The organism is Agromyces cerinus (genome assembly GCF_016907835.1).
GTDB lineage: Bacteria > Actinomycetota > Actinomycetes > Actinomycetales > Microbacteriaceae > Agromyces > Agromyces nitratus.
Window position 1 is genome coordinate 1,427,964 of record NZ_JAFBCT010000001.1, and the last position, 24,862, is coordinate 1,452,825.

The window sequence follows — 24,862 nt, forward strand, 5'->3', positions numbered from 1 at the left end:
CCGCAAACGCTACCGGAGGCGTGACCCTGCGCCGTGCGTTTGCCGGTCCCCCACCGCTCGTGTTCGGTCTAGACGAGCGTGACCGGGTGACGGAAGACTGGCGCCATGCGGAAACTGATCTACGGCATGAACGTGAGCTTGGACGGATACATCGCCGCTCCCGGCGACGACCTCGGGTGGAGCGAGCCGAGTGACGAACTGTTCCAGTGGTGGCTCGATCAGGAACAGGCGATCGGCCTGCTGCTGTATGGGCGCAAGCTGTGGGAGATCATGAGTTCCCACTGGCCGACCGGCGACCAGCAGCCCGATGCCACCCCGGCACAGATCGCCTTTGCGCGGAACTGGCGGGACACGCCGAAGGTGGTCTTCTCCTCGAAGATCGACACGGTCGACTGGAACGCGCGTCTGGTCACCGGCGACGCGGTCGCGGAGATCACCCGGCTCAAAGCCGAGGACGGCGAGCCGATGAGGGTCGGTGGTGCAACGCTCGCCGGGGCGGCCATGCGGGCCGGACTGATCGACGAGTACACGATCGTGACACATCCGGTCATGGTGGGCGGCGGCACACCGTTCTTCGCTGCGCTGGACAGCTGGGTGCACCTGAAGCCGGTGGAGACGCGGACGTTTCCCGGCGGGGTGATCATGACCAGGTACGAGACGAGGCGCTAGACGCGGCAACTCCAACCGGATCTCGCCGCCAGAGCGCCGTTCCGCAAGCCACTCGTGGATCGCTAGAGTGGCACGCGATCCAGCGAAGCGAACTGTCCGCATTGCACGACGTGTCGAAGACGATCCCCCGAGGAAGCCAGCCGATGACCATCGCCCCCACTCCCCCTCCGGCCGGCTGGTACCCGGCGCCGGACGGATCGTCGGCAACCTGGTGGTGGGACGGCGCACGATGGACGCAGCAGCAGCAGCAGCAGCAGCACCACCAGTCCAACCAGCCACTCGCGACCACCAACGCCCTCGCCAGGCTCGCGATGGCAACCCAAGTGCTCCTGATCGTCTGCGGCGTCATGTCCGTCGCCACCATCGGAATCGAGACGTTCGGAATCAGCGCGGTCACGAATTACCTCAACGGTCTCAACTCCGCCATCGGCGTATTCGACATGTACGACCAGAGCACGTTCGTGGTCTCCATCATGTCGTCTGTCTCGATTCTCGCGACCGGCGCGCTCTGGGCCATCTGGCAGTACCGCGCTGTCAAGCAGGTCACTGGCCGAATGCGCCGCTCAGCCGGCTGGCACGCTGGATCCTGGTTCGTGCCCATCATCAGCTTCTGGTTCCCGTACCAGAACATCTCGGACCTCTGGCGAGCCATCGGGCGCACTCGGCCCTCGTGGCAGATCATGTGGTGGCTGCTCTGGGTCCTCGGCAACGTCGTCATCCAGCAATCGAACCGCATCTACATTGCCGCTGACGACCTCGACCAGCTCCGCGTCGCGATGTGGTTGATCATCGTGGGCGAGACACTCCGCCTGGCAGCCGCGCCGTTGGCATGGCTGGTCGTCCGCGGCATCACGGGAGGCATCCTGCGCTCCACTGTTCCCGCACATTCGCTGGCGGGCTGACGACCGCGTTCAACACGAGTTGGTTTCTGGATCGTGGCCGCTCTCGGCTCGGCCTTCAGCATGCTCGTCGACGGAGACCGACCCGATGGCGTAGAGCGCGCTCTGGTGATACCTTGCAGTTCTAGGTATCTGGATGCTCTAGGCATCCCCCGGTCGCGATTGGAGCACGCATGCGCATCGGCAAGGACCTGGTGGCCGCTGCGGCCACCCCGGTGGTCCTCGGCATCCTCGCCGAGGGCGAATCGTACGGCTACGCGATCCTGCAGCGGATCACGGAGCTCTCAGACGGTGAGCTCGAGTGGAGCGACGGCATGCTCTACCCCCTGCTGCACCGGCTCGAGCGACTCGGCCACGTCGAATCCGAGTGGCGCCAGTCATCCGGCGGGCGGCCGCGCAAGCACTATCGGCTGAGCGCACAGGGTGCGTCGACGTTGGCCGACCATCGCCGGCAGTGGTCGATCGTCGGCGGGGTGCTCGACCAGGTCTGGCCCGGCGACGGCGACAAGCGACAGCCGCGCCTCGCGCTCGGATTGGGCTGATCATGACGACCGAACATGCCCCTGCCCTCGACGAGCTCATCGCATCATGGCGCGAATGGATGGAGCGGCGCGACGCCCTGAGCGTCCGCGACGTCGACGAACTCGAATCGCACCTGCGCGATCGGGTGGACGCCCTCACGGCCGCTGGTCTCGCCGACGACGAGGCGTTCCTCATCGCGGTCAAGCGCCTCGGGAGCATGGACGACCTCTCACGCGAGTACGCCGCCGAGCACTCGGGCCGCCTCTGGAAGCAGCTCGTGCTCCACGACTCGTCGGACTCCGAGGGCACGGATGCCTCGAACGGCACGATGCCGTTCGTGCGGCGCGCCAACGGGCTCACGATCGCCCTCCTGCTCGGCGTCGGCGCCGGGATCGCGGTGAAGGCGACCGAGCTGCTCACCGGCGATCCGGAACTCGTCTTCCGGAACATCGCGGTCCTCGTGCTCCCCTTCCTGGCCGCATGGTTCGCCTGGCGGCGGCGACCGCCGATGGGCACGCTTCTCGGCGTCGCAGGCGCCTTCGCGCTCGTGGCGCTCGCCCTGAACCTCTACCCGTTCGACGGAGGATCCTCGACCGACACGGTCGCGACGCAGAACTCCGCGACCGCCGTGCTCGCGACCATCGGCTCGATCGTCGCGCTCTGGCTCGTCACGGGCATCGTCGACGCCGGCGGTGTCTGGCGGAGCGACCGCACTCGGATGGACTTCCTGCGTTTCAGCGGTGAATGGCTCGTCTACTACGTGCTCATCGCGATCGTGGGCGGCGCTTTGAGCGGGCTCACCGTCGCGGTGTTCGCGTCGATCCAGGTCGATATCGCGCCGTTCATCGTCGAGTGGGTGCTGCCGTGCGGGGCAGCGGGTGCGATCCTCGTCTCCGCCTGGCTCGTCGGCGCGAAGCAACGCGTCATCGAGAACATCGCCCCGGTGCTCACGAAGGTGTTCACTCCGCTCTTCACGCTCATGATGCTCGCACTCATCGTGGCGTCGGTCATGCAGTGGAACCTCGTCGACGGCAGCCGTGAACTGCTCATCGCCTTCGACCTCGTGCTCGTCGTGGTCGTCGCGCTCCTCGTGTACGCGATCTCAGCGCGCGACCCTGCGCTCGCCCCCGGCTGGTTCGATCGCCTGCAGGTGCTCATGCTCGTGGCAGCGCTCGTCGTCGATGTCATCGTGCTCGTCGCGATGATCGCCCGTACGGGCGAGTTCGGGTTCAGCGCGAACAAGACGGCGTCACTCGGGCTGAACCTCATCCTTCTCGCAAACCTCGCGTGGGCCACGTGGCTGCAGATCGGCTTCGTGCGTCGGCGCGTGCCATTCGGTCGTGTCGAGTCGTGGCAGACCGCGTACCTCCCGGTCTACCTCGGCTGGGCGGCGATCCTGGTGTTCGCCTTCCCGCCGATGTTCGACTTCGCGTGACCCGTCCCGCCCCCCTCGGCTGCGGACTGCTCGAGCGGGGGCATGGGCGATGATTGGTTGCATGGCAGCCGAGCGCGAAAGTGCGATCGTCGTCGAGATCTCGGAGTTCGACGAGGTCCTCGATGACCACAGGAAGGCGCTCGACCCCTCCCGGGAGTGGGGAATGCCGGCGCATCTCACCATGCTCTACCCGTTCGTGCGACCGGCTGATGTGAATCACACCACACTGTCGAGGCTCGAAGCCGTGGCGACGAAGGTGAGTCCGTTCGATGCGGTCTTCGACGACTTCGGTTGGTTCGCCGATCAGGTGGTCTGGCTCGCACCGTCGCAACCGGAGAAGTTCGAGCACCTTATCCGCCAGGTGGTCGACGCGTTTCCCGAGTGCTCTCCATACGGCGGGGCACACGACGACGTGATCCCTCATGTGACCATCGGCGATGGAGGCGATGTGGAACTCATGCGTGCTGCGGCGAGTGCGATTCGTCCTCGGCTTCCGCTCACGACGAGAGTCGCGTCTCTCAGCCTCATGGCGGGATCGAGGGAACCAGGATCTTGGCAAGTCGTCGAACGAGTGAGGCTCGGTCGCGCCCGATAGTGATGCGGTGCGGTTCGGTCGCCAACGGTCGATGAAGCAGCCGCGAAATGTCGGGACTGACTTAGGCGGCGGCGGCCCTCGTCGCGCAGAGGAACACCAGGATCGCTCCCCCGATCATCGCGACGATCGCGCCCCAGTATGCGACCGGCGCGAGGAGTACGCCTCAGCTTGCGGCCACCGAGACGACCACGAGCAGGAGCAGCAACCCGGTGAATACCCAGGCCACCACACTCCGCGGATCAGTCGTCGTACGAGTCTGCAGCGGCGGCATCCTGCCTGCCGCGCTGGCGCTGCCATCGAACTGTTCGCGCGAGCAGTGAAGTGGGCGTGAATTGCGGGTCATCCTGGTGCACGAGCTCATTGCGAACCGCGCGAATGGCGAGGGGAATGCACAGCATGATCCCGATGATCGCGCTCCAGACGAGGAAGTCCAGAACGAACTGCATCAGCTCGGGGTGCCGTCGGAGACGGCCGTCCGGCGCCGAACGTCGAATTTGCGCATGGCGCAAACCTAGTCCCAGCCCACGCTCCCCGCACGAGGTCAGTCCCGATACGCCGCCAAGAAGACACGGACGCCGGATTCCAACCCGGCCTCGACTTCGGCTTCGGTGATGGCATCGAATCGACCGGTCATCATGATCCGGTTGCTCGGGATCCAGAGCAACAGCCCCGCCAGCTGATTCGCCGCGATCCGCGGCTCCTCGATGCTCAGCCAGCCGCGCTCGCTCGCGCCGGCGAGCAGATCGGCCATGTGGCCGAGCGTGTGCTCGAACGCCCCCTCGTAGTAGGCGCGGCCGATGTCGGGGAAGCGCGCGGCTTCGGCGATGACGAGGCGGCGGAATCGTTGCACCCGACGATCGAGCACCGAGTCGGTCAACAGTCGGGCGAGTGCCCGCACGACGGCTTCCCCATCGACGTAGGCATCGATGTCGAGGCGCACGATCGAGTCGTGCACCCGGTCGACGACATCGGAGATCAGTGCCCGGAAGAGCCCCTCCTTGTCGCCGAAGTACTTGTAGACGGTCTGCTTCGAGGCTGATGCCGCTGCCGCGATGACATCGGTGCTCGCGCCGGTGTACCCGTCGAGGACGAATGCGTCCAAGGCAGCGTTCAGGATGCGAGCTCGTGTCGCCTCGACTCGTGGATTGGTGTTCATGACTTGACTCCTCCGGTACCCGTCAGTACTGTACCACTCAGTACCGTACTGAACGGTACCGTTCAGATGAAGGAAGATGCTCATGACCCAGTTCACCCACTCCGCCGATGGCACGCAGATCGCATTCGACGACCTCGGCCCTGCGGACGCCCCCGCTGTGATCCTCGTGCACGGCGCCACCGCATACCGTGCCATCTCCCCCAGTGCCGCAGCGCTCGCCGCGGCCGGCGGACTCCGCGTCATCACCTACGACCGGCGCGGTCGCGGCGAGAGCGGCGACGCCGAGACCTACGCCGTCGAACGCGAGATCGACGACATCGCCGCGCTCCTCGAGCACGTCGGCGGCGCCGCTCTCTTGCTCGGCGAGTCCTCTGGCGCCGTCCTCGCGCTCGAAGCCGCCCTCGCCGGTGTGCCGGTCGCCGCGGTCGCCACCTTCGAGCCGCCGTTCATCGTCGACGACGCCCGTCCGCCGATCCCGGCGGACTACATCGCGAGGCTCGACGCCTTCGCCGCAGCAGGCGATCGACTCGGAGCCCTTCGGTACTTCTCGCTGGAGGCGGTCGGGCTGCCCTCGGAGATGGTCGACCAGATGATGGCTTCTCCGTTCATCGCGGCGGTGGAGCCCTTCGCCGACACCCTTCGCTACGACGCTCGCATCATGGGCGACACGATGGCCGGCGACGTCGCCGCGCTCGACCGCTTCGTGTCGATCCCGGTTCCCGTCACGGTCCTCGTCGGCGAGTCGACGTTCCCGTCCATCAGAACCGGCGCTGCAGCCTTCGCCGCGGTCGTGCCCGGCAGCGAGCTCGTCGTCGTTCCCGGCGGCGACCACCAGCTTCCGGCAGATGCGGTCGCTCCCATCCTCCGTGCCATGGCTGTGAGCGCCTGACATGGCCAGGACCATCACCGCCGAGCTGTTCGCGAGCCTCGATCTCGTGGTCGAAGCGCCGGAGACCTGGCACTTCCCCTGGGTCGGAGAGGAGATGCTCGCAGAGGTGGCTCGTGAGCAGGGCGAGGCATCCGCTCTGCTGCTCGGGCGCCGCACGTACGAGGTCTTCGCAGGCTCGTGGCCGAATCGCGGCGACGACGTGCCGCTCGCCCGCCAACTCAACGCGATGCCGAAGGTCGTCATCTCGAGCACGCTCGACTCTCCGACCTGGCACAACACCGAGATTCTCGGCTTCGATGACCTCGTCGCGCTGAAGGCCGGCGGGAACGGTCGTCTCACCGTGGCCGGAAGCATCCGTCTCGTCGAATCCCTGCTCGCCCACGGCCTGCTCGACGAGCTCCGCCTCCTCACCCACCCGGTGGTGCTCGGCGAAGGGCGACGCCTGTTCGACACCTACGAGGGGCCACGCGCCGACCTCGAGCTCGTCGAATCCCGAACCCTCGAACGCGGCGTGCAGCTCACCGTCCACCGACCGAGCGCGCGGCACTGAAGCACCAAAGACGAAGCACCAAACACGAAGCACGAACACGGAGAAGGAGCACGCACATGTCCCAAGGGCAGTCCTACCTCGACAACGTCGAGACCTCGACCGGCATCACGCCTCGCCGTTTCATCGAACTCGCAGATGAACGCGGACTCGGAGCCGCCGGCACCAAGACCGGCGAAGTCGTCGCATGGCTGAAGACCGAGTACGCACTCGGGCACGGCCACGCGATGGCCATCGCGCAGGTCATCAAGCACCGCGAGACCGTCGACATCAAGAACGCCGAGACGACGCCCGAACCGCCCATCAGCATCGGCCGGCTCTGGCTCGACGGCAAGGACACCAGGCCCTGGTGACCGGTCGCCGCCGTGCAGATCAGGCGCCCTGCGGTCGCCTCGACCCCACCACGCCGCCCTTCGCGAGGTTCATGTACCAGTTGTAGAGGTCCGATCGCTCCGACTCGAGTGCGGCATACAGCTGTCGTGCGTCGTCATCGTCCGAGAGCAGGAGGTACCGCTCGTCGTCCATGATGGCGCCGACGCCCCGGGAGAACACCTCGTGGTGATTCTGGTCCTCCTCACCGACCTTCGAGCGCGCATGATCGAGGTACGACCTGAGGATCGGCAGGTATACACCGCCGGCCAGGCGTTCCTCCGCCAACACCTTGGACCTCCGGAAGAAGATGCCGAGACCGCGGGCGAAGTCTCGAGCGAACTGCTCAGTTCGGGGATCATCGGATTCGGCACCAGCGGAGAACGCGAGTGCGAACCGCTCCGCGAGCCCCTTCGGCGACACGCGGAACCGCAACAGGTCACGTTCGGTGCCGGGAACCGCCAGCTCATAGCCTCGCCGATACTTCTCGGCGAACGAGGCCCGCGCGGTTCCCCGATGCGTCGGCTGCCACGAACGCTCGGCCACCCACCTCGACACGACGGCGAAAACGTGGTCCTGGTCGAAGACCTGGGATTCCGCGTGAGCCAGGCTCGTGCGAATGTCGGAGAGGAGCTCCAAGAGCACCTGACCGTCGTGCAGGATCGTGATGTTGATGCTGTGCGGTACGACTCGTGACGTCACGTCGCCAGCGTAGATGATGCAGCGGATGCCGCTGCGTGCACCTACTCGTTCGTGTGACGCTCGGCGTACTTCTCGAGTCGGCGGCCCGTCGCGGGCATGCCGAGCTCGTTGTAGGGCCCACCGACCTCGTGCTCGGGCAACCGCTCGTCGGTCGGGCAGACCAGCACGGTGTTGGGCGTCGAATGATCGATGAAGTGCTCGAACATGGGATGCCCGCAGATCGGACACGCCTTGCCGTCGGTGGGCTCGAGCGGCGCTTCATCCGCTGGAGTCGGCGGGTTGCTGAACACGGGCTCGAGCACCCGGTCGACCTTGTCGAAGAAGTGGGTGAACGCGTTGCCGTCGTCTCGGCTCGCTTCGTCACGTGCCATCATGCGCCTGATGGTACGCCCGCTGCGCACCGCGCCGCCACTGCCTCCTTCGCGCCGAGTTCGCGGAATTCAGACACGGCACCGGGAATAGGCTTGGCACATGACGGATGCCTCAGCGACACGACAGGTCACGATCATCACGGGCGCGAGCCGCGGAATCGGTGCGGCGATCGCCGAACGCCTCGCCGCAGACGGGCACGACCTCGTGCTGACGTACCGCGAGCGCCGTGACGAGGCCGACGCGGTCGCACGTCGGTGCGCGGCATCCGGTGCTCGGGTGCTGCTGCTGCAGGTCGACCTCGCCGACCTCGAGGCGACGGCGACCGTGGTCCCCGCGGCGATCGCCGAGTTCGGCCGGGTCACCGGCCTCGTCAACAACGCGGGCATCACGGGGCGCATCGGGGGCTTCCTCGAGGCGAGCCTCGACGAGAGCGAGGTGCTCTTCCGCGTGAACGTGCTCGCCCCCATCGCCCTGACGCGCGCGGCGATCGCCCACATGGCGACCGATCGCGGCGGCGAAGGCGGCAGCATCGTGAACATCTCATCGGGTGCGGCCCGCAGCGGCGCCCCGAACACCTACATCCCCTACGCCATAAGCAAGGCGGCGCTGAACGCGCTCACGACGGGCGCATCCAAGGAGTTCGGCCCCGTCGGCGTGCGGGTCAACACCGTCTCCCCCGGCACGACGCACACCGAGATCCACGCGACGGCCGGTCGGCCGAACGCTCCGGAAGAGCGTGCTCCGAACATCCCGATGCGTCGCGCAGGCGAGCCGCATGAGATCGCCGGTGCAGTCGCGTACCTCTTCTCAGCGGATGCCTCGTACACCTCGGGCGCCGACATCCGCGTCGCCGGCGGCAACTGACGAGACCCGGTTCAGGCTTCGCCGAAGCCCGACTCCGCGAGTGCCGCCAACGCGTCGACCGCTTCGCGACCGCTCAGGTCCCTGCTCGTGATGTCGACCTGCGCGCCCTTGGTGAGGCCGAGCGACATGATGCCCAGAAGGCTCTTGGCATCAGTGCCGTTCACGGTGACCTTCTGCGGGAACGTGCTCGCGAGCTTCACGAGCTCGGCGGCGGGCCGAGCGTGCAGCCCGTCGGAGTTCACCAGACGGATGCTCCGGGTGTAGCCGGATGCCGCGGCAGCGGGGCTCGCGGCATCCGCCTCCGCCCGTTCGCCGACCGCGCCCGCGCTCGCCGCGGTGGCCGGCCCCCGTGCCGACTCGGCGGCCGCCACGACCACCTCGAGCGGGTCCCCCGCCTCCGCAGCGACCGCGGCGGCGACCCCGCCCTCGACGAGCGGTGCGTCGACGATGCGCACCCGCTCGCGCACCTCGTCGTCGAGGAAGTCGAGGGCCGTCTCGGCAGTGAGGATCGCAGACCCGAGATCGCAGAGCACCACCACACCCCGACCCGAGTCGGCCTCGGCGATGCCGGCGGTCACGAGATCGAAGCTCGTGCCGATGCGGCCGTCGTCGGTGCCGCCTGCGGCGACGAGCGCAGCCGTCGGCGCCATCTGCCTCGCCAGCTCGACGAGCCCTGCGGCGATCGCCGCCGAGTGCGAGACGAAGAGCACGCCCACCTTCTCCGGGGTGCCCATCTCAGGCACCCGCTGATGCCGCCGCCGCATCCGCGGCAGCTCGGAGCAGCAGCGCACTCGACTCGGCCCCCGGGTCGCGATGCCCGGCCGATCGTTCACCCAGGTAGCTCGCACGGCCCTTCCGCGCCACGAGCGGCTCGGTGGCGACCGCGCCGGCTTCGGCCGCATCAGCGGCCGCGGCGAAGACGCCTGCGGCGTCGATGCCTGCTGCGGCCGCGGCATCCGCTGCGTCGACGGCGGGTGTCCACGCGTCGATCATCGTCTTGTCGCCGGCCTCCGCCTTACCGCGCGTGACGACCCCGTCGCGCGCGGCCGTGAGGATGGCCGCGATCGCCGGGCCGTCGAGCGAGACTGCGCTGCCGGCGGCCGCGGCGGCCTTCAGGTACGCGGTTCCGTAGAGCGGACCGGCTGCGCCGCCGACCGTCGAGATGAGCGTCGTCGCGACGAGCTTCAGCACATCCCCGGGTGTCGAACCGGCAGCGAGGTCGTCGAGCTTCGGCAGCACGGCCTGGAAGCCCCGGTCCATGTTCTCGCCGTGGTCGCCGTCGCCGATCTCGCGATCGAGCGTGATCAGCTCGACTCGGTGATCCGAGATCACCTGTGCGCTTCGTCTGACCCAGTCCACGGCCCAGGTGATGTCCAATCCCACCGAGATTCCCCCTTCGATCCTGCTTCTACCGGCCCCACCGCAGCGCAGCCGTCTGCACCGGGGCATCCCACAATTCGACCATCTCGTCATCGAGCTTCAGCAACGTGATCGACATGCCCTGCATCTCGAGCGCGGTGATGTGATTGCCCACGAGCGATCGGGCGATCTCGATGCCGCGCTCTTCGAGCACCTCCGCCGCCCTGCGGTAGGCGAGGTACAGCTCGATCTGCGGAGTACCGCCCATGCCGTTGACGAAGAGCAGGGTGCGCTCGCCGCGCTCGTACGGAAGGTCCTCGAGGATCGGTTCGAGCAGCCGGTCGACGAGTCGATCAGCGGGCTCGAGCTTGACACGTTCGCGCCCCGGCTCGCCGTGGATGCCGATGCCGATCTCGATCTCGTCTTCGGCGAGGGTGAAGCTCGGCTCCCCGGCGTGCGGCACGATGCAGGCCGTCAGGGCGAGCCCCATCGAGCGTGCACCGGCATTCACCCGCTCCGCGACGGCGACGACCTGGTCGAGCGAATCCCCCCGCTCGGCAGCGGCGCCGGCGATCTTCTCGACGAGGACCGTGCCTCCGACGCCGCGTCGGCCCGCCGTGTAGAGCGAGTCCTTGACGGCGACGTCGTCGTTGGTGACGACCGCGCGCACCTCGATGCCGTCTGCGGCGGCGAGATCGGCGGCCGTCTCGAAGTTCAGCACGTCGCCCGTGTAGTTCTTCACGATGTGGAGCACGCCGGCTCCTCCGTCGACCGCCTTCGTCGCGGCCAGGATCGGGTCGGGCGTCGGTGAGGTGAACACTGCGCCCGGCACGGCGGCATCGAGCATGCCGAAGCCGACGTAGCCGGCATGCAGGGGCTCGTGCCCGCTGCCGCCGCCGCTCACGATGCCGACCTTGCCGGCGATCGGCGCATCGGCGCGCACGACATGGATCGGATCGAACTCGACGCGCACGAGGTCGGCGTGGGCGAGACCGAAACCGGCGACCGACTCGTCGACGACCCGCTTGGGATCATTGATGATTTTCTTCACGACATCCCTTTCCCTCAGACAGCGGGCGCCGTGCAGCCGTGCAGCGACGTCGACGCAGCATTCCTCCGCCAACCTACGCCCGACATGCCGCCAACCGTAAGGGGCAGCGCGAAATCTCACCCGCCCCATTCCCCGCAGATGCCGGTCTGAGTATCGTTGGCAGTGTTCCGCCCCTGGGCGATGCCCTCGGGCTAGCGAAAAGGATGGATGGTCAACGTGGACAATCTCGGAGTGTTGTTCCTCAGCGAGCTCGTCGGTACCGCGATGCTCGTGCTCCTCGGCTGTGGTGTCGTGGCCAACGTGGCCCTCGCCAAGACGAAGGGCTTCAACGGCGGATTCCTCATGGTGACGATCGGCTGGGGCCTCGCGGTCTTCGCCGGTGTGATCGTCGCCTACGCGTCGGGCGCGCACATCAACCCGGCCGTCACCCTCGGTCTCGTCGCCAACGGCGCGACCGAGTTCGGCAACGCAGGGCTCGGCCTCACCGTGCCGGTCGATCCCGTCTCCGTGAGCGCCTACATCGGCGCCCAGTTCATCGGAGCGATCATCGGCGCCGTGATCGTCTGGCTCGCCTACAAGCAGCACTTCGACGAGGAACCGCAACCCGCCTCGAAGCTCGGCGTCTTCTCGACGGGCCCCGGCATCCGCAACTACGCCTGGAACCTCGTCACCGAGATCATCGGCACCTTCGTGCTGGTGTTCGTCGTGATCGGCTTCGGCGGCGGCAGGCAGGGCGACGGCGGTCTCGCGGCGCTCGGTGCGTTGCCCGTGGCGCTGCTCGTGATCGGTATCGGCGTCTCCCTCGGTGGCCCGACGGGCTACGCGATCAACCCGGCCCGTGACCTCGGCCCGCGCATCGCGCACGCCATCCTGCCGATCCACGGCAAGGGCGGCAGCGACTGGTCGTACTCATGGGTGCCCGTGATCGGCCCGGTCATCGGCGGACTGCTGGCCGGGTGGCTGGCGATCCCGCTGCTGCCCATCATCACCTGATGAGGTCGGGGTCGGCTCGTCGAGCCGGCCCCGCTTCATCCGCGGCACGACCGCCGGCTTCGACCGGCTGAGCAGATTGAGAGAGAAACCGAATGGCCGACTACATCCTCGCGATCGACCAGGGCACGACCTCGTCGCGCGCGATCATCTTCGACAAGCACGGATCGATCATCTCGACCGGGCAGCTCGAGCACGAGCAGATCTTCCCGCAGGCCGGTTGGGTCGAGCACAATGCCACCCAGATCTGGGACAACACGCGCGAGGTGATCGGCCAGGCGCTCGGCAAGGCGAATCTGACGCGGCACGACGTCGCCGCGGTGGGCATCACCAACCAGCGCGAGACCGCCGTCGTGTGGGACAAGACCACCGGCCGGCCCGTGTACAACGCGATCGTCTGGCAGGACACGCGCACCCAGCCGATCGTCGACCGTCTCGCGGCCGACGGCGGCGTGGAGCGGTTCAAGCAACAGGTCGGCCTGCCGCTGGCGACGTACTTCTCGGGCACGAAGATCGTCTGGATCCTCGAGAACGTGCCCGGCGCACGTGAGAAGGCCGAGGCGGGCGACCTGCTGTTCGGCACGACCGACACCTGGGTGCTGTGGAACCTCACGGGCGGCGTCGACGGCGGCGTGCACGCGACCGACGTCACGAACGCCTCGCGCACGATGTTCATGGACCTCGAGACCCTCGCCTGGGACGACGACATCCTCGCCGCGTTCGGCGTGCCGAAGTCGATGCTGCCCGAGATCAAGTCGTCCTCCGAGGTGTACGGCCACGCCCATTCCTCGAGTCTGCTCCGCGAGGTCCCGGTCGCCGGCATCCTCGGCGACCAGCAGGCCGCGACCTTCGGCCAGGCCGCGTTCGACGCGGGCGAGTCGAAGAACACCTACGGCACGGGCAACTTCCTGATCTTCAACACGGGTGAGGAGATCGTCCACTCGAAGAACGGACTGCTCACCACGCTCGGGTACAAGCTCGGGGACGCCGCCCCTCACTATGCACTCGAGGGCTCGATCGCGGTCACGGGTTCGCTCATCCAGTGGCTCCGCGACAACCTCGGCCTGTTCTCGAGTGCGCCCGAAGTGGAAGCGCTCGCCAAGACGGTGGAGGACAACGGCGGCGCGTACTTCGTGCCTGCGTTCTCCGGCCTGTTCGCGCCGTACTGGCGCCCCGATGCGCGCGGCGCGCTCGTCGGCCTCACGCGGTTCGTGAACAAGGGCCACATCGCCCGCGCCGCCCTCGAGGCGACGGCGTTCCAGACCCGCGAGGTGCTCGAGGCCGTGAACGCCGACTCGGGCGTCGACCTGACCGAGCTCAAGGTCGACGGCGGCATGATCGCCAACAACACCCTTATGCAGTTCCAGGCCGACATCCTCGGCGTGCCCGTGGTGCGCCCGGTGGTCGCCGAGACGACGGCACTCGGCGCGGCCTACGCCGCGGGTCTCGCGGTCGGCTTCTGGTCGAGCCTCGACGAGCTGCGCGCCAACTGGCAGGAGGATTCGCGCTGGGAGCCGAAGATGGATCCCGACGAGCGCGACCGTCAGATCCGGCTCTGGAAGAAGGCCGTCACGAAGACGTTCGACTGGGTCGACGCCGACGTGAAGTGATCCCTTGTGCTCGCTGAGCCTGTCGAAGCGGAGAGACCCCTTCGACAGGCTCAGGGCGCAGGAGCCATCAGGACTTCGTGGCCGCGATCCACTGCTCGAGCTTGCGCGCGGCCGCACCGCTGTCGATCGCGGCCTCGGCGATCGCGATCTTCTCGGTGAAGCGGTCGAGGATGGCGCGCTGGAACTGGCTCGGGTCCTTCGCCAGCTCGAACGAGACGAGGCCGGCTGCGGCGTTCAGCACGACGATGTCGCGCACCGGACCGTGGGCGCCCGCGAGCACGTCGTGCACGACGGCGGCGTTGTGCTGCGCGTCACCGCCTGCGAGCTGCTCGATCGTGGCGCGCGCGATGCCGAGGTCGCGCGGGTCGAGGTCATGCTCCTTGACGGTGCCGAGCGACACCTCCCAGACATGGCTGTGGCCGGTGGTCGTGAGTTCGTCGAGGCCGTCGTCGCCACGGAAGACGAGCGCGGTGGCGCCGCGGGTCTGGAAGACGCCGACGATGAGCGGCACGCGGTCGAGCTGCGCCACGCCGACAGCGGATGCCTCGGGGCGGGCCGGGTTCACGAGCGGGCCGAGGAAGTTGAAGACGGTCGGCACGCCGAGCTCGGAGCGCACACGGCCGGCGTGACGGAACCCGGGGTGGAACGCCGCCGCGTAGGCGAAGGTGATGCCGGCCTCGCCGAGCACGTCGGCGACCCGCTCGGCGGGCAGCTCGAGGTCGAGCCCGAGTGCGGCGAGCACGTCCGACGAGCCCGATGACGAGCTCGCGGCACGATTGCCGTGCTTGATCACCGGCACACCGGATGCCGCGGCGACGATCGAGGCCATCGTCGAGACGTTGACGGTGCCGAAGCGATCGCCGCCGGTGCCGACGATGTCGAGCGCCATCGGATCGACCGGCAGGGCGATCGCATGGTCGAGGATCGCGTCGCGGAAGCCGACGATCTCGTCGACGGTCTCCCCCTTGACGCGGAGCGCGATGAGGAATCCGGCGAGCTGCGCCTCGCTGATCGCACCCGTCATGACCTGTTCCATGCACCACGCGGCATCCGAAACACTCAGATCGGACCCTTCGAGAAGGGAATTCAAGATGTCTGGCCAGTTCTGTCCTGCGGGCATGCGTCGATCCTATCTGCGGGATTCACGGCGGATTCGCGGCCTTCGCACAGGGCAACTTAGGTTTGCCTTACCCGAAGTGAGCGACACGACTCCCCCGGATGACGAAAACTCAGGCCTCGTTTCAGCCATAATGGGATGGTGACGAGCACCTCAATCACTTATCAGGCGAGCGCGCCCCTGATCAAACGACCGAACACCGTAGCGGTGGGAACGATCGTCTGGCTCGGCAGCGAGGTCATGTTCTTCGCGGGACTCTTCGCGATCTACTTCACGCTGCGGTCGACATCACCCGAGCTGTGGTCCTTCGAGGCCGGCAGGCTGAACGTGCCGTTCGCGGCGGTGAACACGCTGATCCTCGTGCTGTCGTCGGTCACGTGCCAGTTCGGCGTCTTCGCGGCCGAGCGACTCCAGCCGTACGCGACCGGATGGAAGCCGACCCAGTGGGGCGTGGTGGAGTGGTTCTTCCTCACCTACGCCATGGGCGGCGTCTTCGTCGCAGGCCAGGTCTGGGAGTACGCGACGCTGGTGTCCGAGGGCATCGCGCTCGACTCCAACGCCTACGGCTCGGCCTTCTACCTCACGACGGGCTTCCACGCCCTGCACGTCACCGGTGGTCTGATCGCGTTCCTCTTCGTCATCGGCCGCGTCTTCGCGGTCAAGAACTTCGGTCACCGCGAGGCGACCAGCGCGATCGCCGTCTCGTACTACTGGCACTTCGTCGACGTGGTCTGGATCGGACTGTTCTTCGTCATCTACGTCCTCAAGTAAGTCGCATCAGGAGCGTCACCACAGCATGCCCGTGAACAGGAAGATACCCATGACTCGCCAGAAGCGACGCACCGGACGCCGGCACCCGCTCGCCACCGTCGCGCTCCTCGCGCTCGGCCTCGTCTTCACCGGTGGTGCATACGCCGCGCTGAGCAGCGGCACCATCGCGCAGGCCGAAGTGGACCCGAACTCGCAGCAGACCATCGAAGAGGGCAAGAAGCTCTTCCAGGCCAACTGCGCCACGTGCCACGGGCTCTCCGCCCAGGGCACCGACGAAGGCCCGAGCCTCGTCGGCGTCGGCGCGGCAGCGGTCGACTTCCAGGTCGGCACCGGCCGCATGCCGATGCAGATGCAGGGCCCCCAGGCGCAAGTGAAGCCTCCGCAGTTCACCGACGAGCAGGTCAAGCAGCTGGCGTACTACGTCGCCTCGCTCGGCCCGGGCCCCGACATCCCCAGCGACCACCTCGTCAACGGCGGTGGCGACGCGGCGAACGGTGCGGAGCTCTTCCGCATCAACTGCGCGATGTGCCACAACGTGGCCGGCGCCGGTGGTGCGCTCACCGAAGGCAAGTTCGCTCCCCCGCTGACGGATGTCTCGGGCGTGCACATCTACGAGGCCATGGTCACCGGCCCGCAGAACATGCCGGTCTTCAACGACCTGAACATCTCGCCGGAAGACAAGCGCGACGTCATCACGTACCTCAAGTACGTCCAGGACAACCGCTCGCCCGGCGGCATCGAACTCGGCTCCCTCGGGCCGGTCGCAGAGGGTCTGTTCATCTGGATCTTCGGTCTCGGCGCGATCGTCGCGATCACCGTGTGGATCACGGCGAAGTCCAACTAGCGCACGCCCCGGCACAGAAGTAGCTGAAGAAGGAGAACCATGGCACAGGACGACCACAGCGGCGCAGAGCTCGCCGCTGCCGACTCGTCGCACGCCGCGCACGACACTGCCGTCTCGCCGGGTACCGCGGTCATCGCGGCCGACTCGTTCGAGAACCCCGGCTTCCCGCCGCACCGGCCCCGGGTCACCGACGAGAACCCGAAGCGTGAGAAGCGTGCCCAGCGCACCGTCTACACCCTGTTCTACCTGTCGATCCTCGGCAGCGTCTGGGCGATCGCCGCGTACATGCTGTTCCCGATCGAGTCCAACGACGTCGGTGCGGTGCGCCTGAACAACATGTTCTTCGGCCTCGGCGCGACCCTGGCACTGCTCGCCATCGGATTCGGCGTGGTGCACTGGGGCAAGGCGATCATGGCCGACGTCGAACTCGTCGACGAGCGCCACCCCATCGGCGGATCGCCCGAGACCCAGGCGGCGGCCGTCAAGGTGTTCACCGATTCCGACCGCGAGTCGGGCTTCACTCGTCGCGCGGCGATCCGCAACAGCCTCATCGGTGCGCTGCTCGTCTTCCCGCTGCCCGCCATCGTGCTGTTCCGAGGCTTCGCACCGCAGGACCAGATGCCCGTCGAGCTGCTCAGCCACACGATGTGGAAGAAGGGCACACGCCTCGCGCTCGACCCTTCCGGTGTCCCGATCAAGGCCGCCGACGTCACGATCGGCAGCGCGTTCCACGTGATCCCCGAGGGTCTCCAAGACCTCGAGCACGGCAAGCTCGAAGAGAAGGCCAAGGCAGCGGTGCTGCTCATGCGCCTCGAGCCGGGCGAACTCAACCCTGCGCCCGGCAAGGAGAACTGGGCGTACGAGGGCATCGTCGCGTACTCCAAGATCTGCACGCACGTCGGATGCCCCGTGGCCCTCTACGAGCAGCACACGCACCACCTGCTGTGCCCGTGCCACCAGTCGCAGTTCGACGTGGCGAACAACTGCGAAGTCATCTTCGGCCCGGCAGCCCGTCCCCTGCCTCAGCTTGCGATCGAGGTTGACGACGAGGGCTACCTCATCGCGCAGCACGACTTCACCGAACCCGTCGGCCCGAGCTTCTGGGAGCGCAATTGACCACCGCACCGTCCGCAACCGCGCCGCAGAAGCGGTCGTTCACGTCAGCTGCGTCCGTCTACGTCAACGAGCGCACGAGCATCGCGGGATTCGTCAAGGAACTCGGCCGTAAGGCCTTCCCCGACCACTGGTCGTTCCTGCTCGGCGAGGTCGCGCTCTTCAGCTTCGTCGTCGTGCTCATCTCGGGCACCTTCCTGACGTTCTTCTTCCAGGCCTCGATGGTCGAAGTGCACTACGACGGTTCCTACGTGCCGCTCAAGGGCGTCGAGATGTCGGTCGCCATGGCGTCGACGCTCGACATCTCCTTCGACATTCGCGGTGGCCTGTTCGTGCGCCAGATGCATCACTGGGCTGCGCTGCTCTTCGTCGCCGCCATCGGGCTGCACATGCTGCGCATCTTCTTCACGGGTGCGTTCCGCAAGCCGCGCGAGCTGAACTGGGTGATCGGATTCACCCTCTTCATCCTCGCGATGGCCGAGGGCTTCACCGGCTACTCGCTTCCCGACGACCTGCTGTCGGGCAACGGCCTCCGCATCATCGACGGCATGGTCAAGGGCATTCCGCTGATCGGCACCTGGACCTCGTTCCTGCTCTTCGGCGGCGAGTTCCCCGGCACCCAGATCGTCGGTCGTCTCTACACGCTGCACATCCTGCTGCTTCCGGCGCTCGTGGTCGCGCTCGTCGCGCTCCACCTGGTGTTCGTCGTCGTGCACAAGCACACGCAGTACGCCGGCCCGGGCAAGACCCAGCAGAACGCGGTGGGCCCGCCCATCCTCCCGATCTACGCGGCCAAGGCCGGCGGGTTCTTCTTCATCATCTTCGGTGTGCTCGCGCTCATCGCCTCGATGTTCACGATCAACCCGATCTGGAACTACGGCCCGTACGACCCCTCCCCCGTCTCCGCCGGTACCCAGCCCGACTGGTACATCGGCTTCGCCGACGGCGCTCTGCGTCTCATCCCGCCGGGCTGGGAGTTCGTCTGGCTCGACCGCACCTGGTCGTTCAACATCCTCGTGCCGCTCATCGTCATCGGTGTGTTCATCGTGCTGGTGCTGATCTACCCGTTCATCGAGGCCTGGATCAAGGGCGACAAGCGCGAACACCACATCGCCGACCGTCCCCGCAACGCTCCGACCCGCACAGCGATCGGTGCAGCCGGTGTCACGTTCTACGCCGGCCTCTGGGCGGCTGCGAGCTCCGACATCCTGGCGACGCACTTCTCGCTCACCATGGAGGGCGTCATCCATGCACTCCAGGCAGTCGTCATCGTCGGCCCGTTCGTCGCCTACTTCATCGCGAAGCGCGTCTGCATCGCGCTGCAGAAGAAGGACCGCGAGATCGTGCTGCACGGCTACGAGTCCGGGCGCATCGTCAAGCTGCCGGGCGGCGAGTTCATCGAGGTGCACCAGCCCCTCGACGAGTACGACCGCTGGAAGCTCGTCAGCCACGAGAGCTACGCTCCGCTCATGATCCGCCCGAACGCGCGTGGCAAGATCACGGCCGGTCAGCATCTCCGCGCCGCGTTCTCGCGTTGGTTCTTCGAAGACCGCATCGCGCCGGTCACGAAGGGCGAGCTCGAGTCCGGCCACGACACCCACCACTGACGATCCCGTCAGAGAGATTCGGGCACCGCGCCATGTCGATCGATTCGACGTGGCTGCGGTGCCCGAACTGCTTTCACGACCTCGAGCCGGTCACCGATCGAGTACTCGGCTGCTCGACCGGCCACCGGTTCGACCTGGCCAAGCACGGCAGCGTCACGCTGCTCCCACCGAAAGCCCCTCGAACCGTCGGCGATGACCGGCAGATGCTCGAGGCGCGCACCGGACTCCTCGAGTCCGGTGCCTACGCGCCGATCGCCGATGCTCTCATCGCAGCGATGCACGCGGGTCGACCGAGCACCGCTTCAAGGGCCGGCGTCCGTCAACCCGGGGAGTCGCACGACACGTCGGCAGCAACCCGCATCGCCGACCTCGGGTGCGGCACGGGCTACTACGCCGGCGCGCTCGGGCGCGCCGGCCCGGGCGCCTCCGTGCTGCTCGCCGATCGCTCCCCCGCGGCCGTGCGCATGGCCATGAAGGCGGTCTCCGGCTCCACAGGCGTCGTGCTCGATCTGTGGCGGCCGCTCCCGATCCGCGACGCCAGCGCCGACATCGCGCTCAACGTCTTCGCACCGCGGAACCCGGAGGAGTTCGCACGTATCGTGCGTCCCGGGGGCGTCCTGCTCGTCGTCGTGCCGACTGCGTTGCACTTCATCGAGCTGCGACGCATCGGAGCGGCGCTCGACATCCCCGACGGCAAGGCCGAACTCGTGGCCGCACAGTTCTCCGACGTGGGTTTCACGGCGTCCGGGACGACGCGGGTCGAGTATCCCCTTGTCGCCGACGCCGAGACCCGCGAGTTGCTCGTGGACATGGGCCCCACCGCACATCATCGGGCCGACGGCGAGCGGGCAGCAGCATCAGATGAACTCTCGGTGACCGTGTCGGTCGACGTCGTGACGTTCGTGCGTTCGCCTGTTCTTCAGTGATGGTCGACGACTCGCCAGGGTCTCGCCATCGATCGGCATCCGGACGAGAATGAAGCCATGGACGAGTGCTGCGATCCGCGGGTCCCATGCGGATTCGACGACGTATTCGGCGCCCGATTCGCCGCGAAGCTGGCGCGCCGCTTTCGACGGCACGGCCTGACCGACTCAGAGCGCCGCGTGACAGACCTCATCTCAGCTCTCGGCGTCGAGGGCAGATCGGTCTTGGAGATCGGCGGCGGCATCGGCGCGATGCAGCTCGAACTGCTGGCGCGAGGTGCGGCGTCGGCCGTGAACCTGGAGCTCTCGGACGCCTACGAAGGGGAGGCTGCGGAGCTGATTCGCCAGGCTGGAGTCGAATCCGCGGCGACCCGGATCGTCGGAATCGATCTCGCCGTGCCAGGCCATGACATCGAGCCGGCCGATTTCGTGATTCTCCACCGAGTCGTGTGCTGCTATCCCGACTTCACGCATCTCCTCGGCGCCGCGGCCGCCCATGCGCGGCGCGCGATCGTCTTCACCTACCCATCGCCGTCGTGGGTGACCCGCGCACTGGTTCGACTGGAGAACGCGTGGATGGCGATGCGTGGGAGTCGATACCGCGGCTTCATCCACTCCCCCGAGGCGATGATCGACGTGCTGCGACGCTCGGGCATGGTCGTCAGCGACGACGATCGTGTCGGCAACTGGAACGTCGCCGTGGCCGTCAGGGCACCGATCGGCAGCGCGGCGACGACGTCGACCGCCTGACGAATCGATGACACAGCTACGCGAAGAGCCCCGAGACGGAAACCGTCTCGGGGCTCTTCGCGTTGAAACTCAGCGGGCGAAGTTTCCGCGGTAGTACTCGTAGACCCAGCCGACGAGGGCGATCACGCCGAGGCCGACCGCGATGTAGGAGATCCAGAACCCGACCGCGAGGCCCAGGAACATCAGCGCAGCGGCGCCGGCGAGCACGATCGGCCACCAGCTCCACGGGCTGAAGAACCCGAGCTCGGCGTCGCCGTCGTCGATGTTCGCGTCGAGGCGGTCCTCGGGCAGTTCAGCGCCCTGGGCCTTGTGCACGCGTCCGAGGTAGAACGCGATGAACGCGCTCAGGACTGCGGTCAGCGAGATGGCGACCGTGCCTGCCCACTCGGGGTGGTTGAGCCCGTTCGCGACGTTGTCGGCCCAGCTCCAGCCGATGTAAACGCCCGCGACGATCGCGAGGAATACCGTCAGGATCCAGAAGAGGTTGACGTTGGCGCGCATTACTTGATCTCCTCCGAAGCAGCGTCATACGTGGGCGACTGCGGTGCGTCCTTCGCCGGACCGATGCCGACCGGGATGCCTGCCTCGGGGTGGTTGAGGTCGAACGCAGGGCGCTCCGAACGGATACGAGGAATCGACGTGAAGTTGTGGCGCGGCGGCGGGCAGCTGGTCGCCCACTCGAGCGATCCGCCGTAGCCCCACGGGTCGTTGACCGTGACCTTGGGTGCCCGACGGGCCGTGATGTACACGTTCAGGAAGAACGGGATCATCGAGACCGCCAGGATGCCGGCGCCGATCGTCGACAGCTGGTTCATCCAGGTGATGTTGTCTTCGGGCAGGTACGAGTAGTACCGGCGGGGCATCGCCACGACGCCGAGCCAGTGCTGGATCAGGAACGTCGTGTGGAAGCCGATGAAGAGCAGCCAGAAGTGCCACTTGCCGAGCGTCTCGTTCAGCATCTTGCCGGTCCACTTCGGCCACCAGAAGTAGAAGCCGGCGAACATCGCGAAGACGACGGTGCCGAACACCACGTAGTGGAAGTGGGCGACGACGAAGTACGTGTCGGACACGTGGAAGTCGAGCGGCGGCGACGCGAGGATGACGCCGGTGAGGCCGCCGAACACGAAGGTGATGAGGAAGCCGAGCGACCAGATGAGGGGGGTCTCGAAGGTGATCGAGCCGCGCCACATCGTGCCGATCCAGTTGAAGATCTTCACACCCGTCGGCACTGCGATGAGCATCGTCATGAGTGCGAAGAACGGCAGCAGCACGGAGCCGGTGACGTACATGTGGTGTGCCCACACGGTGACCGAGAGGGCCGCGATCGCGATCGTCGCGTAGATCAGGGTCTTGTACCCGAAGATCGGCTTTCGGCTGAACACCGGGAAGATCTCGGAGACGATGCCGAAGAACGGCAGCGCGATGATGTACACCTCGGGGTGGCCGAAGAACCAGAACAGGTGCTGCCACAGAATGACGCCGCCGTTGGCGGGGTCGAACACATGGGCGCCGAAGATGCGGTCGGCGCCGGCGGCCAGGATCGCCGCGGCGAGCACGGGGAAGGCCATGAGCACGAGGATCGAGGTCACGAGGGTGTTCCACGTGAAGATCGGCATGCGGAACATGGTCATGCCGGGCGCGCGCATCGTGATGATCGTGGTGATGAAGTTCACCGCACCGAGGATCGTGCCGAAACCGGAGAGGCCGAGGCCGAGCATCCAGAGGTTTCCACCGACACCTGGTGAGAACGTCGTCGATGCGAGTGGCTGATATGCGAACCATCCGAACGACGCGGCACCCTGGGGGGTGAAGAAGCCCGCGACCGCGATCAGCGAACCGAAGTTGAAGAGCCAGTACGCGAACGCGTTCAGACGCGGGAACGCCACGTCGGGGGCGCCGATCTGCAGCGGCATGAGCACGTTGGCGAAGCCCGCGAACAGCGGGGTCGCGAACATGAGCAGCATGATCGTGCCGTGCATCGTGAAGAGCTGGTTGTACTGCTCACGCGTCTGGATGATCTCGAGGCCCGGCTCGAAGAGCTGCGCCCGGATGATCAGCGCCATGACGCCGCCGATGCAGAAGTAGATGAACGCGGTGATCAGGTACATGTACCCGATGACCTTGTGGTCGGTGGACGTGATCCACTTGACGAGGATGTTGCCCTTGCGTTCGACCTTGGAAGCGCCGAACGGAAGCGTGCTCGCAGAGGGGCGAGCCGGTGCGGTCGTGGTGCTCATCGCGGCTTAGTGCTCCTCTTTCAATTCGGGCGCGCCCGTACCGGGCAGGTTCTGGTTGCGGTCGTACTCGTTCGACAGCTGGCCTTCCTGGCCGGCGTCGCGAAGCGACTCGATGTAGTCGTCGTACTCGGCCTGCGAGACGACCTCGACGTTGAAGAGCATGAGCGAGTGGTACTCACCGCAGAGCTCGGCGCACTTGCCCGCGTACGTGCCTTCGCGCTCGGGCACGAACGACATGTAGTTGGTCTTGCCGGGGTACATGTCCTTCTTGTAGAGGAAGTCCACGACCCAGAACGAGTGGATGACGTCGCGCGATTCGAGTTCGATCTCGACGTTGGCACCGACGGGCAGGTAGAGGGTCGGCAGCTCTTCCTGCACGAGCGAGCCCTTGGGGCCCTCCTCGGAGAGCTGGCCCTGGATGCCGGGCGAGTAGACGTCTTCCTTGACGTAGTTGAAGTCCCACGCCCACTGCTTGGCGATGACCTCGACCTTGACGTCGATGTCCTGCTCGGCGAAGCGCTCCTCGATGGCCGCCTGATCGCGTGCGGTGAAGGCGAAGAAGCCCAGCACCAGGATCAGCGGGATGATCGTGTAGAAGACCTCGATCGGCATGTTGTATCGCAGCTGCACCGGGAGGCCGGTCTGGCCCTTGCGGCGGCGGTAGGCGATGACGGCCCAGATCGTGAGACCCCAGGTGATGACACCCACGATCAGCAGCACGATCCACGAGGTGACCCAGAGGCCTGAGACACGCTCGGTGTGGTTCGTTACCGGCGCCTCACCCTCGACGAATCCGGGGAGGAATCCGTTCAACTGGGCCTGCGTGCACCCTGCGAGGACGAGACTGAGCGACGCTGCGATCGGGATTGCAGCCCATCGGAGACGGCGGTTGTTGCGCACCGGTGACCTTTCGGGAGACTCGAAGGCGCTTCACAGTGAAGCGCGGTGATCGTTGTCTAGCCTACTCCGACTCGACCCCCGGGGTGTGCACTCAGGCGCGGTGTCGGGCGCGTCGGAGCGGTGATTTCCTGCACGATCGGCGAAAACACAGAAGGGAGGCCGCTTTCGCGACCTCCCTTCGGAGCTGATCAGGATGCCTCAGTGGAACGAGTCACCGCACGCGCAGCTGCCTTCTGCGTTCGGATTGTCGATCGTGAAGCCCTGCTTCTGGATCGTGTCCTCGAAGTCGATCGATGCGCCATCGAGGTACGGCACGCTCATCTTGTCGACGACGACCTCGACGCCCTCGTAGTCGACGACGGCGTCGCCGTCGAGCAGGCGCTCGTCGAAGTAGAGCTGGTAGATGAGGCCGGAGCAGCCGCCGGGCTGCACCGCGACGCGCAGGCGAAGGTCGTCGCGACCCTCCTGCTCGAGGAGGCTGCGCACCTTGTCGGCGGCGGGGTCGCTCAGCTTCACGCCGTGCGCGGTCTCGGTGATCGTGTCGCTCATGTCTCTCCTCGGTGCGTCAGGG

At 66.9% G+C, this 24,862-nt stretch carries 29 protein-coding genes; 17 read left to right on the forward strand and 12 right to left on the reverse strand.

Annotation, left to right across the window (positions count from 1 at the left end):
• Positions 1-105 precede the first annotated feature (105 nt).
• From JOE59_RS06575 to JOE59_RS06595, 5 genes are all read left to right on the forward strand, one after another.
• Positions 106-669 carry a dihydrofolate reductase family protein gene (locus tag JOE59_RS06575; RefSeq protein ID WP_204459450.1) on the forward strand — a complete coding sequence of 188 codons (564 nt, stop codon included), beginning with the start codon at positions 106-108 and terminating at the stop codon, positions 667-669.
• Positions 670-812: 143 nt separating this feature from the next.
• Positions 813-1,571 carry a DUF4328 domain-containing protein gene (locus JOE59_RS06580; protein ID WP_204459451.1) on the forward strand — a complete coding sequence of 253 codons (759 nt, stop codon included), beginning with the start codon at positions 813-815 and terminating at the stop codon, positions 1,569-1,571.
• A 170-nt stretch (positions 1,572-1,741) separates the two neighbouring features.
• On the forward strand, positions 1,742-2,110 hold the full coding sequence (locus tag JOE59_RS06585; RefSeq protein ID WP_204459452.1) for a PadR family transcriptional regulator: 369 nt from the start codon (positions 1,742-1,744) through the stop codon (positions 2,108-2,110).
• Positions 2,111-2,112: 2 nt separating this feature from the next.
• Positions 2,113-3,525, forward strand: a complete 1,413-nt coding sequence (locus JOE59_RS06590) for a permease prefix domain 1-containing protein (RefSeq protein ID WP_204459453.1) — start codon at positions 2,113-2,115, stop codon at positions 3,523-3,525.
• Between the two features lie 61 nt (positions 3,526-3,586).
• Positions 3,587-4,120: a 2'-5' RNA ligase family protein gene (locus JOE59_RS06595; RefSeq protein WP_204459454.1), complete on the forward strand. Its 534-nt coding sequence runs from the start codon at positions 3,587-3,589 to the stop codon at positions 4,118-4,120.
• 239 nt (positions 4,121-4,359) lie between these two features.
• Here JOE59_RS06595 and JOE59_RS06600 read toward each other — a convergent pair whose 3' ends face one another.
• Both JOE59_RS06600 and JOE59_RS06605 read right to left on the reverse strand, forming a co-directional pair.
• Positions 4,360-4,566, reverse strand: coding sequence for a hypothetical protein (locus JOE59_RS06600; protein ID WP_204459455.1), 207 nt, complete (start codon positions 4,564-4,566; stop codon positions 4,360-4,362).
• Between the two features lie 95 nt (positions 4,567-4,661).
• Entirely contained in the window at positions 4,662-5,276 is a 615-nt protein-coding gene (locus tag JOE59_RS06605; RefSeq protein ID WP_204459456.1) for a TetR/AcrR family transcriptional regulator, read from the reverse strand.
• A gap of 82 nt (positions 5,277-5,358) precedes the next feature.
• Between JOE59_RS06605 and JOE59_RS06610 the strand changes: the two genes are divergently transcribed.
• From JOE59_RS06610 to JOE59_RS06620, 3 genes are read left to right on the forward strand one after another with little or no spacing between them, the layout of a single operon-like run.
• Positions 5,359-6,165, forward strand: coding sequence for an alpha/beta fold hydrolase (locus tag JOE59_RS06610; protein WP_204459457.1), 807 nt, complete (start codon positions 5,359-5,361; stop codon positions 6,163-6,165).
• A gap of 1 nt (position 6,166) precedes the next feature.
• Positions 6,167-6,715, forward strand: a complete 549-nt coding sequence (locus tag JOE59_RS06615; protein ID WP_204459458.1) for a dihydrofolate reductase family protein — start codon at positions 6,167-6,169, stop codon at positions 6,713-6,715.
• A 56-nt stretch (positions 6,716-6,771) separates the two neighbouring features.
• On the forward strand, positions 6,772-7,065 hold the full coding sequence (locus JOE59_RS06620; protein ID WP_204459459.1) for a DUF4287 domain-containing protein: 294 nt from the start codon (positions 6,772-6,774) through the stop codon (positions 7,063-7,065).
• Between the two features lie 19 nt (positions 7,066-7,084).
• Here the strand turns inward: JOE59_RS06620 and JOE59_RS06625 are convergent, their stop codons facing one another.
• Positions 7,085-7,783 (reverse strand): hypothetical protein, encoded by a 699-nt coding sequence (locus JOE59_RS06625; protein WP_204459460.1) that lies wholly within the window; start codon positions 7,781-7,783, stop codon positions 7,085-7,087.
• 41 nt (positions 7,784-7,824) lie between these two features.
• Positions 7,825-8,157: a hypothetical protein gene (locus JOE59_RS06630; RefSeq protein ID WP_204459461.1), complete on the reverse strand. Its 333-nt coding sequence runs from the start codon at positions 8,155-8,157 to the stop codon at positions 7,825-7,827.
• 97 nt (positions 8,158-8,254) lie between these two features.
• Here JOE59_RS06630 and JOE59_RS06635 point away from each other — a divergent pair, with 97 nt between their 5' ends.
• A complete protein-coding gene (locus tag JOE59_RS06635) occupies positions 8,255-9,019 on the forward strand; it encodes an SDR family NAD(P)-dependent oxidoreductase (RefSeq protein WP_204459462.1) in 765 nt (254 codons plus the stop codon).
• An 11-nt stretch (positions 9,020-9,030) separates the two neighbouring features.
• Here the strand turns inward: JOE59_RS06635 and dhaM are convergent, their stop codons facing one another.
• The 3 genes from dhaM to dhaK are packed head-to-tail and all read right to left on the reverse strand — an operon-like array spanning position 9,031 to position 11,429.
• Positions 9,031-9,753, reverse strand: coding sequence for a dihydroxyacetone kinase phosphoryl donor subunit DhaM (dhaM, locus tag JOE59_RS06640; protein ID WP_204459463.1), 723 nt, complete (start codon positions 9,751-9,753; stop codon positions 9,031-9,033).
• 1 nt (position 9,754) lies between these two features.
• On the reverse strand, positions 9,755-10,402 hold the full coding sequence (dhaL, locus tag JOE59_RS06645; RefSeq protein WP_204459464.1) for a dihydroxyacetone kinase subunit DhaL: 648 nt from the start codon (positions 10,400-10,402) through the stop codon (positions 9,755-9,757).
• Positions 10,403-10,427: 25 nt separating this feature from the next.
• Entirely contained in the window at positions 10,428-11,429 is a 1,002-nt protein-coding gene (dhaK, locus tag JOE59_RS06650; protein WP_204459465.1) for a dihydroxyacetone kinase subunit DhaK, read from the reverse strand.
• Between the two features lie 207 nt (positions 11,430-11,636).
• Between dhaK and JOE59_RS06655 the strand changes: the two genes are divergently transcribed.
• The gene (locus JOE59_RS06655; RefSeq protein ID WP_204459466.1) at positions 11,637-12,422 is read left to right on the forward strand and encodes an MIP/aquaporin family protein; all 786 of its coding nucleotides are present in this window, start codon (positions 11,637-11,639) and stop codon (positions 12,420-12,422) included.
• Between the two features lie 92 nt (positions 12,423-12,514).
• Positions 12,515-14,029, forward strand: a complete 1,515-nt coding sequence (gene glpK, locus JOE59_RS06660; RefSeq protein WP_204459467.1) for a glycerol kinase GlpK — start codon at positions 12,515-12,517, stop codon at positions 14,027-14,029.
• Between the two features lie 67 nt (positions 14,030-14,096).
• Here the strand turns inward: glpK and trpD are convergent, their stop codons facing one another.
• Positions 14,097-15,149 carry an anthranilate phosphoribosyltransferase gene (gene trpD, locus JOE59_RS06665; protein WP_204459468.1) on the reverse strand — a complete coding sequence of 351 codons (1,053 nt, stop codon included), beginning with the start codon at positions 15,147-15,149 and terminating at the stop codon, positions 14,097-14,099.
• Between the two features lie 135 nt (positions 15,150-15,284).
• On the opposite strand from trpD, the gene ctaE reads away from it, so the two are divergent.
• From ctaE to JOE59_RS06695, 6 genes are all read left to right on the forward strand, one after another.
• Positions 15,285-15,917, forward strand: coding sequence for an aa3-type cytochrome oxidase subunit III (gene ctaE, locus JOE59_RS06670; RefSeq protein WP_056008750.1), 633 nt, complete (start codon positions 15,285-15,287; stop codon positions 15,915-15,917).
• A 49-nt stretch (positions 15,918-15,966) separates the two neighbouring features.
• Positions 15,967-16,761, forward strand: coding sequence for a cytochrome bc1 complex diheme cytochrome c subunit (qcrC, locus tag JOE59_RS06675; protein ID WP_204459469.1), 795 nt, complete (start codon positions 15,967-15,969; stop codon positions 16,759-16,761).
• Between the two features lie 39 nt (positions 16,762-16,800).
• Positions 16,801-17,877: a cytochrome bc1 complex Rieske iron-sulfur subunit gene (gene qcrA, locus JOE59_RS06680; RefSeq protein WP_204459470.1), complete on the forward strand. Its 1,077-nt coding sequence runs from the start codon at positions 16,801-16,803 to the stop codon at positions 17,875-17,877.
• Positions 17,874-19,481, forward strand: coding sequence for a cytochrome bc1 complex cytochrome b subunit (gene qcrB, locus JOE59_RS06685; protein ID WP_204459471.1), 1,608 nt, complete (start codon positions 17,874-17,876; stop codon positions 19,479-19,481). The genes qcrA and qcrB overlap by 4 nt, the downstream gene beginning before the upstream one ends.
• A gap of 32 nt (positions 19,482-19,513) precedes the next feature.
• Positions 19,514-20,407 carry a methyltransferase domain-containing protein gene (locus JOE59_RS06690; RefSeq protein ID WP_204459472.1) on the forward strand — a complete coding sequence of 298 codons (894 nt, stop codon included), beginning with the start codon at positions 19,514-19,516 and terminating at the stop codon, positions 20,405-20,407.
• A gap of 177 nt (positions 20,408-20,584) precedes the next feature.
• Positions 20,585-21,154, forward strand: a complete 570-nt coding sequence (locus tag JOE59_RS06695) for a methyltransferase domain-containing protein (RefSeq protein ID WP_204459473.1) — start codon at positions 20,585-20,587, stop codon at positions 21,152-21,154.
• 69 nt (positions 21,155-21,223) lie between these two features.
• On the opposite strand, the gene JOE59_RS06700 is transcribed toward JOE59_RS06695, so the two are convergent.
• From JOE59_RS06700 to erpA, 4 genes are all read right to left on the reverse strand, one after another.
• Complete coding sequence (locus tag JOE59_RS06700; protein ID WP_204459474.1) at positions 21,224-21,655, reverse strand: cytochrome c oxidase subunit 4; 432 nt, start codon at positions 21,653-21,655, stop codon at positions 21,224-21,226.
• Complete coding sequence (ctaD, locus tag JOE59_RS06705) at positions 21,655-23,391, reverse strand: aa3-type cytochrome oxidase subunit I (protein ID WP_204459475.1); 1,737 nt, start codon at positions 23,389-23,391, stop codon at positions 21,655-21,657. The genes JOE59_RS06700 and ctaD overlap by 1 nt, the downstream gene beginning before the upstream one ends.
• A gap of 6 nt (positions 23,392-23,397) precedes the next feature.
• On the reverse strand, positions 23,398-24,291 hold the full coding sequence (ctaC, locus tag JOE59_RS06710) for an aa3-type cytochrome oxidase subunit II (protein WP_204459476.1): 894 nt from the start codon (positions 24,289-24,291) through the stop codon (positions 23,398-23,400).
• 198 nt (positions 24,292-24,489) lie between these two features.
• A complete protein-coding gene (erpA, locus tag JOE59_RS06715; protein ID WP_074259126.1) occupies positions 24,490-24,840 on the reverse strand; it encodes an iron-sulfur cluster insertion protein ErpA in 351 nt (116 codons plus the stop codon).
• Positions 24,841-24,862 lie beyond the last annotated feature (22 nt).